This window comes from Methanobrevibacter sp. (assembly GCF_045116495.1).
Classification (GTDB): Archaea; Methanobacteriota; Methanobacteria; order Methanobacteriales; family Methanobacteriaceae; genus Methanocatella.
Map to the genome: position 1 here is coordinate 1 of NZ_JBGULU010000042.1, position 12,892 is coordinate 12,892.

At 35.8% G+C, this 12,892-nt stretch carries 18 protein-coding genes; 8 read left to right on the forward strand and 10 right to left on the reverse strand.

Translation table 11 applies throughout. The features are described 5' to 3' along the window. From ACJMLH_RS02020 to ACJMLH_RS02035, 4 genes are all read left to right on the forward strand, one after another. Nucleotides 1–729 (forward strand): uroporphyrinogen-III synthase (locus ACJMLH_RS02020; protein WP_405274262.1); only part of this gene is annotated, 729 nt, incomplete at its 5' end. A 4-nt stretch (nt 730–733) separates the two neighbouring features. Continuing rightward, on the forward strand, nt 734–1,003 hold the full coding sequence (locus tag ACJMLH_RS02025) for a signal recognition particle subunit SRP19/SEC65 family protein (protein ID WP_405274263.1): 270 nt from the start codon (nt 734–736) through the stop codon (nt 1,001–1,003). A 2-nt stretch (nt 1,004–1,005) separates the two neighbouring features. Further along, nucleotides 1,006–2,415: a single-stranded-DNA-specific exonuclease RecJ gene (gene recJ, locus ACJMLH_RS02030; RefSeq protein WP_405274278.1), complete on the forward strand. Its 1,410-nt coding sequence runs from the start codon at nt 1,006–1,008 to the stop codon at nt 2,413–2,415. Nucleotides 2,416–2,475: 60 nt separating this feature from the next. Further along, a complete protein-coding gene (locus ACJMLH_RS02035) occupies nt 2,476–3,279 on the forward strand; it encodes a winged helix-turn-helix transcriptional regulator (protein WP_405274279.1) in 804 nt (267 codons plus the stop codon). Here ACJMLH_RS02035 and ACJMLH_RS02040 read toward each other — a convergent pair whose 3' ends face one another. Together ACJMLH_RS02040 and ACJMLH_RS02045 are read right to left on the reverse strand one after the other, a co-directional pair. Next, the gene (locus tag ACJMLH_RS02040) at nt 3,280–4,563 is read right to left on the reverse strand and encodes a DEAD/DEAH box helicase (protein WP_405274264.1); all 1,284 of its coding nucleotides are present in this window, start codon (nt 4,561–4,563) and stop codon (nt 3,280–3,282) included. It lies immediately after the preceding gene. A 21-nt stretch (nt 4,564–4,584) separates the two neighbouring features. Beyond that, a complete protein-coding gene (locus ACJMLH_RS02045; protein ID WP_405274265.1) occupies nt 4,585–5,448 on the reverse strand; it encodes a radical SAM protein in 864 nt (287 codons plus the stop codon). Nucleotides 5,449–5,534: 86 nt separating this feature from the next. Between ACJMLH_RS02045 and ACJMLH_RS02050 the strand changes: the two genes are divergently transcribed. Together ACJMLH_RS02050 and ACJMLH_RS02055 are read left to right on the forward strand one after the other, a co-directional pair. Next, a complete protein-coding gene (locus ACJMLH_RS02050) occupies nt 5,535–6,227 on the forward strand; it encodes a PD-(D/E)XK nuclease family protein (protein ID WP_405274266.1) in 693 nt (230 codons plus the stop codon). 2 nt (nt 6,228–6,229) lie between these two features. Continuing rightward, a complete protein-coding gene (locus ACJMLH_RS02055) occupies nt 6,230–6,697 on the forward strand; it encodes a thermonuclease family protein (RefSeq protein ID WP_405274267.1) in 468 nt (155 codons plus the stop codon). On the opposite strand, the gene ACJMLH_RS02060 is transcribed toward ACJMLH_RS02055, so the two are convergent. The 7 genes from ACJMLH_RS02060 to ACJMLH_RS02090 form a co-directional block, all read right to left on the reverse strand. Then, nucleotides 6,698–7,324, reverse strand: coding sequence for a hypothetical protein (locus tag ACJMLH_RS02060; RefSeq protein ID WP_405274268.1), 627 nt, complete (start codon nt 7,322–7,324; stop codon nt 6,698–6,700). It lies immediately after the preceding gene. Nucleotides 7,325–7,354: 30 nt separating this feature from the next. Next, nucleotides 7,355–7,753 carry an RDD family protein gene (locus tag ACJMLH_RS02065; protein ID WP_405274269.1) on the reverse strand — a complete coding sequence of 133 codons (399 nt, stop codon included), beginning with the start codon at nt 7,751–7,753 and terminating at the stop codon, nt 7,355–7,357. A 9-nt stretch (nt 7,754–7,762) separates the two neighbouring features. After that, nucleotides 7,763–8,782, reverse strand: a complete 1,020-nt coding sequence (gene hypE / locus ACJMLH_RS02070; RefSeq protein WP_405274270.1) for a hydrogenase expression/formation protein HypE — start codon at nt 8,780–8,782, stop codon at nt 7,763–7,765. A 129-nt stretch (nt 8,783–8,911) separates the two neighbouring features. Next, entirely contained in the window at nt 8,912–9,286 is a 375-nt protein-coding gene (locus ACJMLH_RS02075) for a 30S ribosomal protein S8e (RefSeq protein ID WP_405274271.1), read from the reverse strand. A 192-nt stretch (nt 9,287–9,478) separates the two neighbouring features. Then, a complete protein-coding gene (locus ACJMLH_RS02080; RefSeq protein ID WP_405274272.1) occupies nt 9,479–9,712 on the reverse strand; it encodes a hypothetical protein in 234 nt (77 codons plus the stop codon). Nucleotides 9,713–9,720: 8 nt separating this feature from the next. Further along, on the reverse strand, nt 9,721–10,002 hold the full coding sequence (locus ACJMLH_RS02085; RefSeq protein WP_405274273.1) for a hypothetical protein: 282 nt from the start codon (nt 10,000–10,002) through the stop codon (nt 9,721–9,723). Between the two features lie 120 nt (nt 10,003–10,122). Next, nucleotides 10,123–10,470 (reverse strand): hypothetical protein, encoded by a 348-nt coding sequence (locus ACJMLH_RS02090; RefSeq protein WP_405274274.1) that lies wholly within the window; start codon nt 10,468–10,470, stop codon nt 10,123–10,125. Between the two features lie 188 nt (nt 10,471–10,658). Between ACJMLH_RS02090 and ACJMLH_RS02095 the strand changes: the two genes are divergently transcribed. Next, nucleotides 10,659–11,342 carry a DNA polymerase domain-containing protein gene (locus ACJMLH_RS02095; protein WP_405274275.1) on the forward strand — a complete coding sequence of 228 codons (684 nt, stop codon included), beginning with the start codon at nt 10,659–10,661 and terminating at the stop codon, nt 11,340–11,342. Between the two features lie 36 nt (nt 11,343–11,378). Continuing rightward, entirely contained in the window at nt 11,379–12,071 is a 693-nt protein-coding gene (locus ACJMLH_RS02100) for a TIGR02253 family HAD-type hydrolase (RefSeq protein ID WP_405274276.1), read from the forward strand. Nucleotides 12,072–12,092: 21 nt separating this feature from the next. On the opposite strand, the gene ACJMLH_RS02105 is transcribed toward ACJMLH_RS02100, so the two are convergent. Next, nucleotides 12,093–12,866 (reverse strand): exodeoxyribonuclease III, encoded by a 774-nt coding sequence (locus tag ACJMLH_RS02105; protein ID WP_405274277.1) that lies wholly within the window; start codon nt 12,864–12,866, stop codon nt 12,093–12,095. Between the last annotated feature and the right edge of the window lie 26 nt (nt 12,867–12,892).

Below are 12,892 nucleotides of genomic sequence, written 5' to 3' on the forward strand. Positions count from 1 at the left end.
GATAGGGCAAAGAAGGCCTGTGAAATTGTTGAAAAGTTGGGAGGTGAAGCAATTCTTGCGCCGACTCTTGATTTGGAGCCTGTCAACACCGAATCCCTTAAAAATCTTGTTGCAAGAAAGGATGATCTGGACTGGATAATTTTCACATCCCCGACCACAATCGTTTCTCTAAACAAGTTCTATCCCGACTTTTTGAAAACTCTTGAATGCAAGTTGGCAGTCATCGGAAACAAGACCGGAAAGTTAGCCGAAAAACAGGGTCTTGAAGTTGATTTGATGCCCGAAGAGTTTACTGCAGAAGGATTGATTGAAGAGTTTAAAAATCAAAAGATTACAGGCAAAACCATCGGAATTCCAAGAACAGCATCTGCAAGACCTATTCTGCCCCAAGAGCTTGAAAAGCTTGGAAACGAAGTTATTCTTGCCGAAGCCTACAAGTCACTGTTTCCTATGGATGAAGATGCAGTCAAGGAACTGATCGGAAAGATTGAAAATAGTGAAATTGATGCAATTACATTTACAAGTCCCCTTACAGTTGAAAATTTCTTTGAAATAGCCAAAGACAAAGCAAAGCTTGCAAAACTTTTGAATGATAATCTGCTGACCGTCTGTATTGGTCCGATTACTGCAAAAGTCCTTGAAAAATATGGCGTTTCCTACATTTACCCTGATACTTACACAGTTCCGGACATGATGGAACTATTATTCAAAACATTGAAAGAAAGGTGAAAAAATGATTACCATATGGCCACAATATTTAGATAAGAATTTAAGTCTTTCCGAAGGCCGCAAAGTCTCAAAAGAACTTGCGGTAGCTGAACCTACCATTTCAGACATTGAAAGGGCTTTGAAAAGACTCGGTTTGAAATACACCATAGACAAGGAAAAAGCATACCCTGGAAAATGGTATGAAAAATCAGGAAGAATCCTTGTCGAATGGGAAGGAAAAAAATTGGAATTATTAAAGGAAGTTAGCCTGAAATTAAATGAAATTAAAAACTGATTATTATGGAAATACCACAATTAATGCAGGAACAATACCATCAGGCAAGAGAAATTATAGAAAATGCCGAAGACATTAAGGTCTACTCACATATCGACTGTGACGGTATCTGTTCAGGCGCAATACTATCAACCATACTGGACCGGCAAAATAAAGAGCATGAAATCGAATTCGTGAATCTGGATGTTCTCGACGATATTGAACTAACACATGAACTCACCATCTTTTCTGATTTGGGTTCAGGCCAGAACATTGACACAAATGCCAAGGAAGGCCAAAAAATACTAATTCTGGACCACCACCCGCCTTTAAGGAATCTGGATTATAAAGAAGGTAAAAACTACACCTATCTTGAAATCAATCCAATTCATCATGGAATTGACGGATCCTATTACGTTTGCGGCGGAGGATTGTGCTATTTTTTAGCTAAAGAATTCGGATACAGTGATTTAAGCTGGATTGGAGTTTTATCCGCCATAGGAGATATGCAGAATACAAAGACAGGTCATTTTGAAGGATTGAATGAAATCATCCAGCAGGATGCAATCGATGAAGGATATCTCGAAGTCATCAAAAGCGATTTGAACATTTACGGCAGAAATACAAGGCCATTATTTGTTGCTCTTTCCTATTTTAGTGACGTTAAACTGCCAATCACCAACAACACCAACGAGACCATGGCCATTTTAGAAGAGCTTGGAATTGATGAAAAGCATAACCGCAAAACATTGAATGAACTGACAAACGAAGAGAAGGGAAAACTTTTCAGATACCTCAGGGAAATGATAACAAAAGCAGTTCCTGGAAAATATGTGAGATACATTCCGCAATTAATCATCGGAGATGCATACACCTTCCTGAAAGAGGATCCTGACAGTTTCCTAAGGGATGCATCAGAGTTTTCAACAGCAATGAATGCATGTGGCAGGAATCATCAGGAAAAAATAGCTATGGAAGTTTTAAAAGGAGACAGATTTGTAGCGCTCGATGAACTTGAAGCCGTCAGCAAAGAACACAAACGCAATCTGGCACAATCAATTGAAAAGGTTGCGGGAAGCGATGATACCCACATCATTGAAATTGAAAATCTTCAATATTTTGACGGGGACGGAATCAAGCCCGAAATTGTTGGAACAGTAACCGGAATGATTTTAGGTTACTGCAACTGGAAAAAACCAATCATAGGTTTTACACAAACCGACAATGACGGTTTGAAGGTTTCCCTCAGATGCTCCAGACTTCTTTCATATGAAGGAATACACTTTGGAAACATCATCCGTGAAGTGGCCTCCGAAGTTGGCGGAAGCGGCGGAGGACATGCAATGGCATGCGGTGCATACATACCTATTGAAAATAAAAATGAATTCATCGAAATTTTCAATGACCGACTAATGGACAAAATATCTAATTAATTTATATATGATTAAATTTATAAATATAAATTAATCAAGTTTAATTGAGGAATGACTATGATGAAATCATTTAAAAAAAGGGGTGCACTTACACATTTTCAAATTTTAAGTGAGATATCTAAACAAGACCCGCACCTCAAACAAAAAGATTTGGCTAATAAATTGGGAATAACAATACAAGCAGTGTCTGAAAACATCAAAACATTAATAGAACAAGGTTATATCACTTCTAAAGACGGCAGATCACCTTATAAAATTACCCAAGCTGGTATTGATAAAGTTAAGAAAGATGCAATAAGCCTTAGAAAATATTCTGATTCTGTTTTGGAAACAATGAATCATTATAAAACTATTTGGCCAGCTATTGCAACAGAAGACCTGAAAAAAGATGATATTGTTGGATTATTCATGGAAGACGGAGTTTTATACGCTCATAAAAAAGAAGAAAATGCAACCGGTATAGTGCTAGATGACGCCGAAAAAGACATGGACGTTTCCCTAACAAACCTTACAGGGATTATAGACATGACAATAGGCGAAGTAACTGTTATAAACCTTCCAACAATAAAAGATGGCGGTTCCAAATCATGTGATTTGGATTTGGTTAAAAATGTATACGATAAAGGAACAAATGCTGGTGGAGAATTTGATAAAGTTGCTGTAGCAGGTACTGTTGCACGTGCTGTCGTAAATAAACTAAATTTACCTCTTGATATTGAATTTGCAGCTCCTCAAGCTACTGCAAATGCTGCACGTAAGGGCCTAAATGTTCTTGCAATTTGTGTAGGTGAAATGAGCAAGGCATTCACCCGTGAACTTGAAAATGAAAAGATAAAATTTAACATTATTGACGGAACTAAATAGCTATTCATTCCTAATTTTTTTTAATAACCCTGCAGCTATTTCTTCAGAGGAAATATCTGCAGAAGAATTATTTTTTATAACTTTTAAGTACTCATCCAAGTTTTCAGTTTTAATTGATTTTTTTACTTCATCCAAAACACGATTATTTTTAATATTCTCAATTTCAGCATCTGTTGGAATCTTCTTTTCAATAATTTTACCCTTAGATGCATTTTTTATATTATTGAAGTTAATATTATCTTCTTTTGAAACTAATGTAAATGCAAAACCGCTGCTTCCTGCCCTAGCGGTTCTTCCAATCCTGTGAATATGAGAATCATAGTTTTGAGCCACATCATAATTTATAATAAAGTCCAGGTTTGAAATATCCAATCCACGAGCCGCCACATCGGTTGCAACAAGAAAACGAACATTGCTGTTTCGGAATTTGTTCATCACCTTGTCCCTGACTTTTTGAGACATATCACCATGAATAGCTTCCGCAGAATAGTCTCTTTTTTTAAGGTTTTTGAAAACAAAATCTACACCTTTTTTTGTGTTTGAAAAAATTAGTGCAGAATCAATATCATATGCTTCAATCAGCCTCAACAAATCATCAAATTTATGCTTATGATTTGTTTTAAAAGCATATTGTGTGATTTTTGGAACATTTTGCTTTTTGTTGGCCACTTTTATAAATTTAGGATTATTCTGATAATTTTTAGCAATTTTTCTTATCTCCTGAGGTATTGTTGCCGAAAACATCAGAGTCTGTTTTCTATATTTGGCCTCATCTAAAATTCTCTCAATATCCTCTCTAAAACCCATATCCAACATTTCATCAGCCTCATCCAAAACGACCCTCTCAACACCAATCAAATCAAGATTACCTTTTTCAACATGATCAATTACACGGCCTGGAGTTCCAACAATTATATGTACTCCCTTTTTAAGGACTCTTGTCTGCTTTCCGATTGGCTGGCCTCCATAGACTGCCAAAACCTTAAGCTTTTTTACGTTGGCTCCAACTTTTCCAACTTCATCTGCAACCTGAAGGCACAGCTCCCTTGTCGGACACAATATAATTGCCTGAGGGGATTTATCATCAATGAATATGTTTTCGACAACAGGTATTGCAAATGCAATGGTCTTGCCCGAACCTGTTTGTGCCTGAGCAGTAATGTCTAAACCCTTCAGGATTTGAGGTATTGCCATTTTCTGAATTGGAGTCAATTCGTAAAATCCCATTTGGTCAATGGCCTTTTTAATTTCTGCGGATATGTTCAAATCATCAAAATTCATCATGTTAAATATTTGAAAAAATAGCTATATAATTAATTTGGTCTGATATGAATCCTGAGGAAATTCCTGCAAATACTTGAATACATCATAGGAATTGTTTAAAATTCCAGCTTCAGAGGTTCTTTTTTTGAAAATGCTCATTAATTTATTGTTATTTGGACTTGGAATTGAATAATCATTACCGTATTCTTCAATATATTTTTCCTTTAATCCCGGAAAGTGCTCATCAAGCTTTGAGTAGAAATATTCTCGGTTGCCGTCCCTTAGCGTCAGCCCCATCCCGTGGCAGAATATTCCTTTAACGTCATTATCAATGCAATAATCAAGTATGGCATTGATATTTTCTTCAGTGTCGTTGATGTATGGCAGTATCGGGCATAACCAGACAACGGTCGGTATTCCGGAATCCCGTAGGATTTCTAAGACTTCAACACGTCTTGATGTTGGACATACGTTCGGTTCCAATACGGAGCATAACTCATCATCCGCAGTTGTTAATGTCATCTGAACAACGACTCTTGACTTTTCATTAATCTTTTCAAGCAGTTCCAAATCCCTTAAAATCAGATCTGATTTTGTAATGCAGGTAAATCCGAATCCGTATTTGTAAATCAGCTCCAAAGATTTTCTAACATAACGCAAATGTTTTTCCAATGGAACATAGGGATCTGTCATTGCACCTGTTCCAATCATTGCCTTTGGCCTTTTTCTGAGTTCCTTTTTAAGCAAGTCTATAGAATTCTGCTTGACGGCAATGTCTTCGAATTTATGGTCCATTCCATATATTTCGCTTCGGGAATCACAGTATATGCATCCGTGAGTGCATCCCCTATACAGATTCATTCCGTTTTTTGAAGACAGAATCGATTTTGACGTTATGTAGTGCATGAAAATAGTTTTAGAAAATCAACTATATAAAAAGACACCTAGAGCATTTGAAAAGTATTTCACATACAAAATACATAATTAACATTATGGAACAAAAAAACATTAACGAATATGAAAAGGAATACTCAATTAAAAACCATCCTGACATAAAAGGTATTCAAATAATTGAAGGTAAAAACAATTTCCCCATTAGTTGGCTCAACAAACAGGGATACTGCGAATACCAGATATATCTCGAGAGCATAAAAGGTATTGAAACTGCAGCTACACCTGAAATGACACATGGCAGCGACATCCACAACCAGCTTGAAAACATTTTCAAACAGGACGCAACACCAACAAGCTTTGAAGATGCAGTTGAAGCTTCAAAGGAGAATGCATTAATGTCAAGGGAATGTTTCGTGATTGCACCGGAGCTTGGAATCAGAGGATACATTGATGAGATATGGATGAAACCAGATGAAATCGTGATAATTGACGACAAACCGGGTAGAACACCCTACCAATCAACAATGAACCAGGTAAGGGCATACTGCCTTGCATACAAAAGCATGACAAATGACGAAAGGCTGATTAAAGCTGCCTTAAGAGAAAGGGGAACTTCCAATCTCTTCTGGATTGAAGTGTTCACACCAGAAGTTGAAAATCAGATAAAATTCACAATTGACAGAATGCAGGGCCTTTTAGATGGTACAAAACCATTCATTCCAACTAAAAACCCGAACAAATGCAGGTCATGCAGATACAAACGCTACTGTGAACATTACAAGAGAGATTAAATATGGACAAAAGGAAAATATCGGCTGTCCTGCTGATAATATTTTTAATAACAATAGGTTTTACAATAGTCAACCTGTTTTTGGACGAACCGAATACCATTGAAAATAAGACAGGTACGCTGACAGTTGGAAACAAGACTGTTAACTATGAAAATGCAGGAAAATGTGTTGACGTAATTGATGGAAATACAATTCAGGTGTATGGTGTTGGAAAGGTTCAGCTGGTCCAAGTCAAAACTCCACAGGTAAATGAATCAGGATTCAGTGATGCCAAAAAGTTTGTTGAAGATAAATGTCTTGGAAAAACAGTTTATTTGGATATTGACAATGCACAACCTAAAGACAAGTATGATAGAACACTGGCTATCGTATATACTGATTCAGATGACATCAACAGGGAACTGATAGAAAATAATCTTGCGGAAATTTCCTATTTCGAGCCAAGTGAGTTTAAAAAGGGTGAAATTTAGTTAGACAACTCTGTTTAAACCTAAATAAATTTTATTTTTCTTATAAACCTTGTCTAAAATTTCATTCCATTCATCAACAGTGATGTGTCCCTTATTTGGAATTAGATTATCCAGTGATGATTCATTCAAGTTTAAAATGTCAGCCAAAACGTAGGATAAAGTTCTGCCAGTCAGGGACAAATCATAAGGGTCATAACCTGTCACGGCCAAAACCCATACATTATCTTTTGATGAGCTATTATACTCGCTTCTTAAAGTTTCAAACCAGCTTGCTATCTTTGCATAATTTTCGCCGACGCTGATATAATAATCCTCGCCCGAAAATTCTACATTATTGCATGCATCAGCTATTTTTGCCTTAAGTTCTGGAGAGTCCAAATCAAGCTCATACTCATTATTTGTGATGGTGTCCGACAGATAGTTTTCAATTTCCTTTTTGTTTTTAAAATAACCTATAGGTTCCAGTCTATCGGGGTCTCTGTCACATAAATCATAGATTAAATCCTCATCAACGTCGCAGATTTCATATCCTTCTAACTTATGAGATTTATATTCCTTAAAATCTATGCAATAGTTTTCTAAATCATCCTTATTAAGATACCATAGAACTTGGACTTTTTTAATCATAATACTCTAAAATATTTGAAAATATGATATTTAAATCATATTTACAACAACGGTTCTTGTAATGTTTGCGAATAACCTATCAGAATTCATTATTCTGCCAATAGCCCAGTCGAAAATTATAGGAATCCAATAAACTTTAGTCAAGTTACGTACGATTGCCTGAGCCCAGTTAATGTTGGCACCATTTCTGGATCTGACTTCCAAATACATTAATGATTTGCCGATGGTGGCTCCTTTTGATTTTTCAAGGAATATAAAATAGATTAACTGTATTATTGGAAGTAGATAAGGTAAAATGCCATAAACTGATATGATATCCACCGGGTTAAATATTAGAGATAACAGATATGAAATTATCCACATGAATGCGGATATTACAAAAAAATCAATTACATATGCATAAATTCTTCTTGAAAAAACACTTGCCATTTTATCACCTTAACAAACTCTCGGAACTGGATCAGCTATAGGAGCTTCAAGGATTCTTTCACCGCCTATAGGGGTGTTTATAACCACATAATCTCCTTCAACAACTTCACCAATTATTGCTGCATTTTCACCATATTTTTCACTGCGAATAGCTTCAAGGATTTCTTCGGCCTTATCTGCATTTACACCCATAACAACTTTTCCTTCGTTAGCTACTTCAAATGGGTCAATGCCTAACATTTCAGATACTGCATGGACTTCTTCACGTATTGGGATTGCATCCTGTTCAAGAACAACACCAACACCTGCTTTTGAAGCCATTTCATTAATAGCATTGGCAAAACCACCGCGAGTAGGGTCCTTCATTGCTGTAACTCCCCCAACATCCAAAGCCTTTTTAATAATGTTCCACATAGGGGCTACATCAGATTTTAAATCTGTTTCAAATCCGAATCCTTCTCTAAATGACATCAAGCTCATTCCATGGTCGCCTAAACTGCCAGTAACAATGATTTTATCACCAACCTGCAGGGTTGAATCACGAATTACCTCTCCTTTTTTTGCAATTCCTATTCCGGTAGTTACCATTACTATGCCATCCAGCTTATCCTGAGGCATTACCTTTGTATCACCGGTAATTACTGCTACATCAACCTCTTCACAAGTTTCATTTAATGATTTCATGATTTTGTCCAAATCATCAATTGGAAAACCTTCCTGCATGATGATTGCATTGGAAATAGCCAATGGGCGTGCTCCCATTACAGAAACGTCATTTATTGTTCCTGCAGCTGAAATTCTACCAATGTCCCCTCCAGGGAAAAATAACGGATCGATAGTATGACCGTCTGTGGTGAAAACAATCTCCCAATCTCCTAGAGGGATGGAAGCTCCATCATCTAATGCATCTAAACTAATACCACCATTTACGCTTTTTTTAGTGATATTATCCAATACGGTGCTAGCAATCAAATTAGCCATTACTTCTCCACCAGCACCATGATTCATACTAATTTTATCATCTGACATTATATCTCCTAAATAAATTATCAATATATAATATGTGAAAACAAGTATATAATTATAGTTAATTTTTGAAAAAAAGTATTGAAAAAAATAGTTGAAAATAAAAAAAAATAGAAAGTTTAAGTTGAAAACTTAAATTAATACGCCGTTGATAACACCGTGTTGACCAGGTCTGGAAGTTACTTTTGCATTACCTTCAGGAGTTTCTACGATAGCACCTTTAGTAATGATGTTCCTTCTTACGTAGTTAGGGTTTGCGGTGTTTTCGATTACACCAAGAATTTCTAATACTTGGGTTTTACCGTTTGCGTCAGTAACATTGATTTTATTACCAGTAGCTAATCTGAGTTTTTCGTTTCCGCCACGGGTTCTGATTTTTCTTAATTTTTTATCATCTAATCTAGTTTCAGCAGGATCTCTTCCTAATTCAGATTTCCTTTTTCCACGGTGTGCAACATTTCTTGCACCTGATGGACTTCTTGTTGATTTTCCTTGAGAAATTGCCATTATTTCACCTAAATAAATATAATTAATAATATAATAATCGCAGTCTATAATTCCCTTTCAATTAAACTGTCTGCAAGATAATTAACAGATTAATTTTTGAGAGCAAAAAAGAGCATTATAGAATAATGATAATAAAATATTACTCTATCATTATATATAAATGTTTTATTTTTCAGCTAAAAATAGTAAAAATTAGGATTTGTATTTAGAAATAAAATCATCCAATAACTTGTCGAAATCCTCTTCGGAAATACTTTCATCAGAGGATGCATTAATAAGTTCTTGAATGTCTGACTCGCATGCCTTATCTCCAACAAATTCCATCAGAAATTCCCTCAAATCCTCATCGTCAATGTAGGGTTCTGCAGGTTCACACATATCATGCTGTTTTTCATCATCATAAACATAGTAAGGAACTTTCTCCATAAAACCACCTAGTCAAAATCCGGAAATTCATAATAAACTATCTCATAGGGATCATCGTCAAAATACCATTCGTTAGGTTCAGTCATTTCATCATCATCGTCAAGCATCAATTCATCATCAATGCCATCACCTTCAACTTGAATTACAATATTGACATCTTCACCCAGAGACTCCAGGTCTATTCCCAATTCATCCAAATCTATTTCCAACTCACCATCCTGCATTGCCTCCTCAGGCACCACAATAACAATTTCTTCAACTGAATTAACGTCAATATCCTGGTTTTTCAAATTATTTACCTCCATAATGCCGATTGTAGTTGCTTTTAAATTGTGATAGAAAAGCCAAAATCTGATTAACTAATATTATTTAAAAAGTAGTATTTAAAGATTTAAAAATAGAGAGTAACGTTAATAGTTACTGTCTATTTCAAATTTGATGTCGGGAATTCCAAACTCATTTTTGCATTTGACTGAGCAGATTTTTAAATTTTCAATAAACATTGTAAAAATCAGACAGATGCCATCACAGTCAATGCCAATCCTGACATTGGAGTTTTCCAGAATCTGTTTGGACACGTTCAATACTTCAGAGGCATTGTCGACCAATACTGAAGAGGGCAGGTTGTCCTTGTCAATAGATAGGAAAATGCCTTCGGAAATGCCGTAGTCAGCACAATATCCCATTTTGCCGTCGATTTTTCCAACGAATGTATCGTTTACTTCATCATAACTTGATATCAATCTTTCTTTTTCCATGTAATCAACCTCACTTATAGTTTACAGTCCATACAATATTTAGATTGTCCAAGAGCATTTGATAAGTAATATTTGAGATTTTTGACTTAAATAAGATAATATTGAGGCAATTAAATTGATGCGATACGGCAGAATTGATTTGAAAACAAATATTAAGAAGATAGAATATACTAATAGTAGGTGAAAAATTGGCTGAAGAAACCCCCGAACAATTAGCTCTTGAAGCTGAAATTAAGGAGCAGGCTCTGAAATTCATAACATATCTTAATTCAACCCTTCCTGAAAGCATGGAACTTGAATACGAAGGATTTTACAGAAGAGGCTTTTTTGTAAGCAAAAAAAGATATGCAGTTATTGAAGATGGTGAAATCATAGCCAAAGGACTGGAATTAGTTAGAAGAGACTGGGCACCAATCGTTAAAAAAACTCAAGAAGAAGTATTGATGGCAATTTTAAAGGAAGGTGATTCTGACAAAGCCATTAAAGCCGTCAAGAAAGTTTTAAAAAGAATTAAAAAAGGGGAAGTTGACAATAAGGAGCTCATCATACACACCCAAATCACCAAGCCGCTTGACCAGTACAAGCAGGTCGGACCCCATGTTGTTGCTGCAAGAAAAATAGAGGAGCACGGCATTAAGGTAACAAGAGGAACCATCATACAGTACATTATCATTAAAGGAAAAGGATCCATTAGCCAAAGGGCAGTTCCTTATGAATACAGTGAAGGTTATGAGTATGACAAGGACTACTACATCAACAATCAGCTGATTCCTGCAGTTGAAAGAATCATGCATGCCTTTGGATATTCAAAAAGTGATTTGGAAGACCTTGCCCGTGGCGAAGTTCAGCAAAGTCTGGATGCATTTTTCTAAAAATTTAAATATTCATAAAATTAAAATTAGATTTATATGATGAACAATGATGACCGTGTTGTTTTTTTCGATATAGACGGCACATTACTTGACACAACTAATTTTGCTGAAACCGCAAGAAAAGCAGCTATAGGAATAATGGTTGACAATGGCTTACCATTGGATAAGGATGAAGCATATGGTGTTTTAAAAACTATCATACGTGAAAAAGGATCCAATTATGGGAAACACTTCAATGTATTGACACAGGTTGTGTTAGGCCATGAAGATCCTATGCTTGTGGCTCTTGGAATGACTACCTACCATAACGTTAAAATGGCTCTTTTAAGACCATTTCCAGAAACCATAGACACTTTAATTTATCTTAAAAGTCAAGGTTACCGTTTAGCTGTCATTTCAAATGGAATTACAATCAAACAATGGGAAAAGCTCATCAGACTTAATATCAACTCATTTTTTGATCAAGTAATAACCTCTGAAGAAGTTGGAAAAGAAAAACCCGACAAACTAATCTTTGATGTTGCACTTAGAAAAATGAATGGAAATCCTGAAAAATCAGTAATGGTTGGAAATAAATTCAAAGCAGATGCATTGGGTGCAGTAAATGCAGGTTTAAGTGCAATTTTAGTAAATTCAGACATTACAGAAGAAGATAGAGAATACATTAAAAAAGAACAATTGGACATTACTATTGCTGAAGATATTGGTGATATTAATACTATACTCTAAATCACCAAATTTTACTTATTTTTAAAAATCAAGTTCCAAAGTTACAGGACAGTGGTCAGAGCCGTAAATATCTGAGAGAATTTTTGCTGATTTTACATTGTCTCTGATTTCTTCATTTACAAAGAAGTAATCCAGTCTCCAGCCGGAATTCCTTTCACGTGCTTTGAATCTGTAACTCCACCAGGTAAAGTTGCCTTCACCCTCATCAAACATTCTGAAAGTATCAACAAAGCCGGCTTCCTCAAGCTGGTCCAGCCATGCACGCTCTTCAGGAAGATAACCGGATTTTCCCTCACAGTTTTTTGGATTGTAGACATCAATCGGATTGTGAGCAATATTATAGTCACCTGTAATGACAAGGTTTTTACCTTGATTTTTAAGCTCGACCAATTGCCTTAACAGTTCATTGCAGAATTCAACTTTAAAATCAAGTCTCATTCCATCCTTGCCGCTGTTCGGGAAGTAAATATTGAACAATATAAAATCTTCATACTCAATTTTCAAAACTCTTCCTTCATTGTCAAGCTCTTCGATACCAAGACCCTTGGTAACGCTTAAAGGTTTGATTTTGGAGTATGTGCCAACTCCGCTGTAACCTTTCCTTTCGGCTTCATTGTAAAACTTGTGGTAATCATCAATTTCGGCCAATTTCTTTGGAATCTGTTCCTGGGTAGCCCTAACTTCCTGAAAGTTAATGATGTCTGAATCATCATCTTCAAACCAAGTCCAAAAATCATCTTTTTTGGAAACTGCTCTAATTCCATTTACATTCCAAGAAACCAGCTTGATTGACACTATAATCTAACCCCTTGATCGATTGG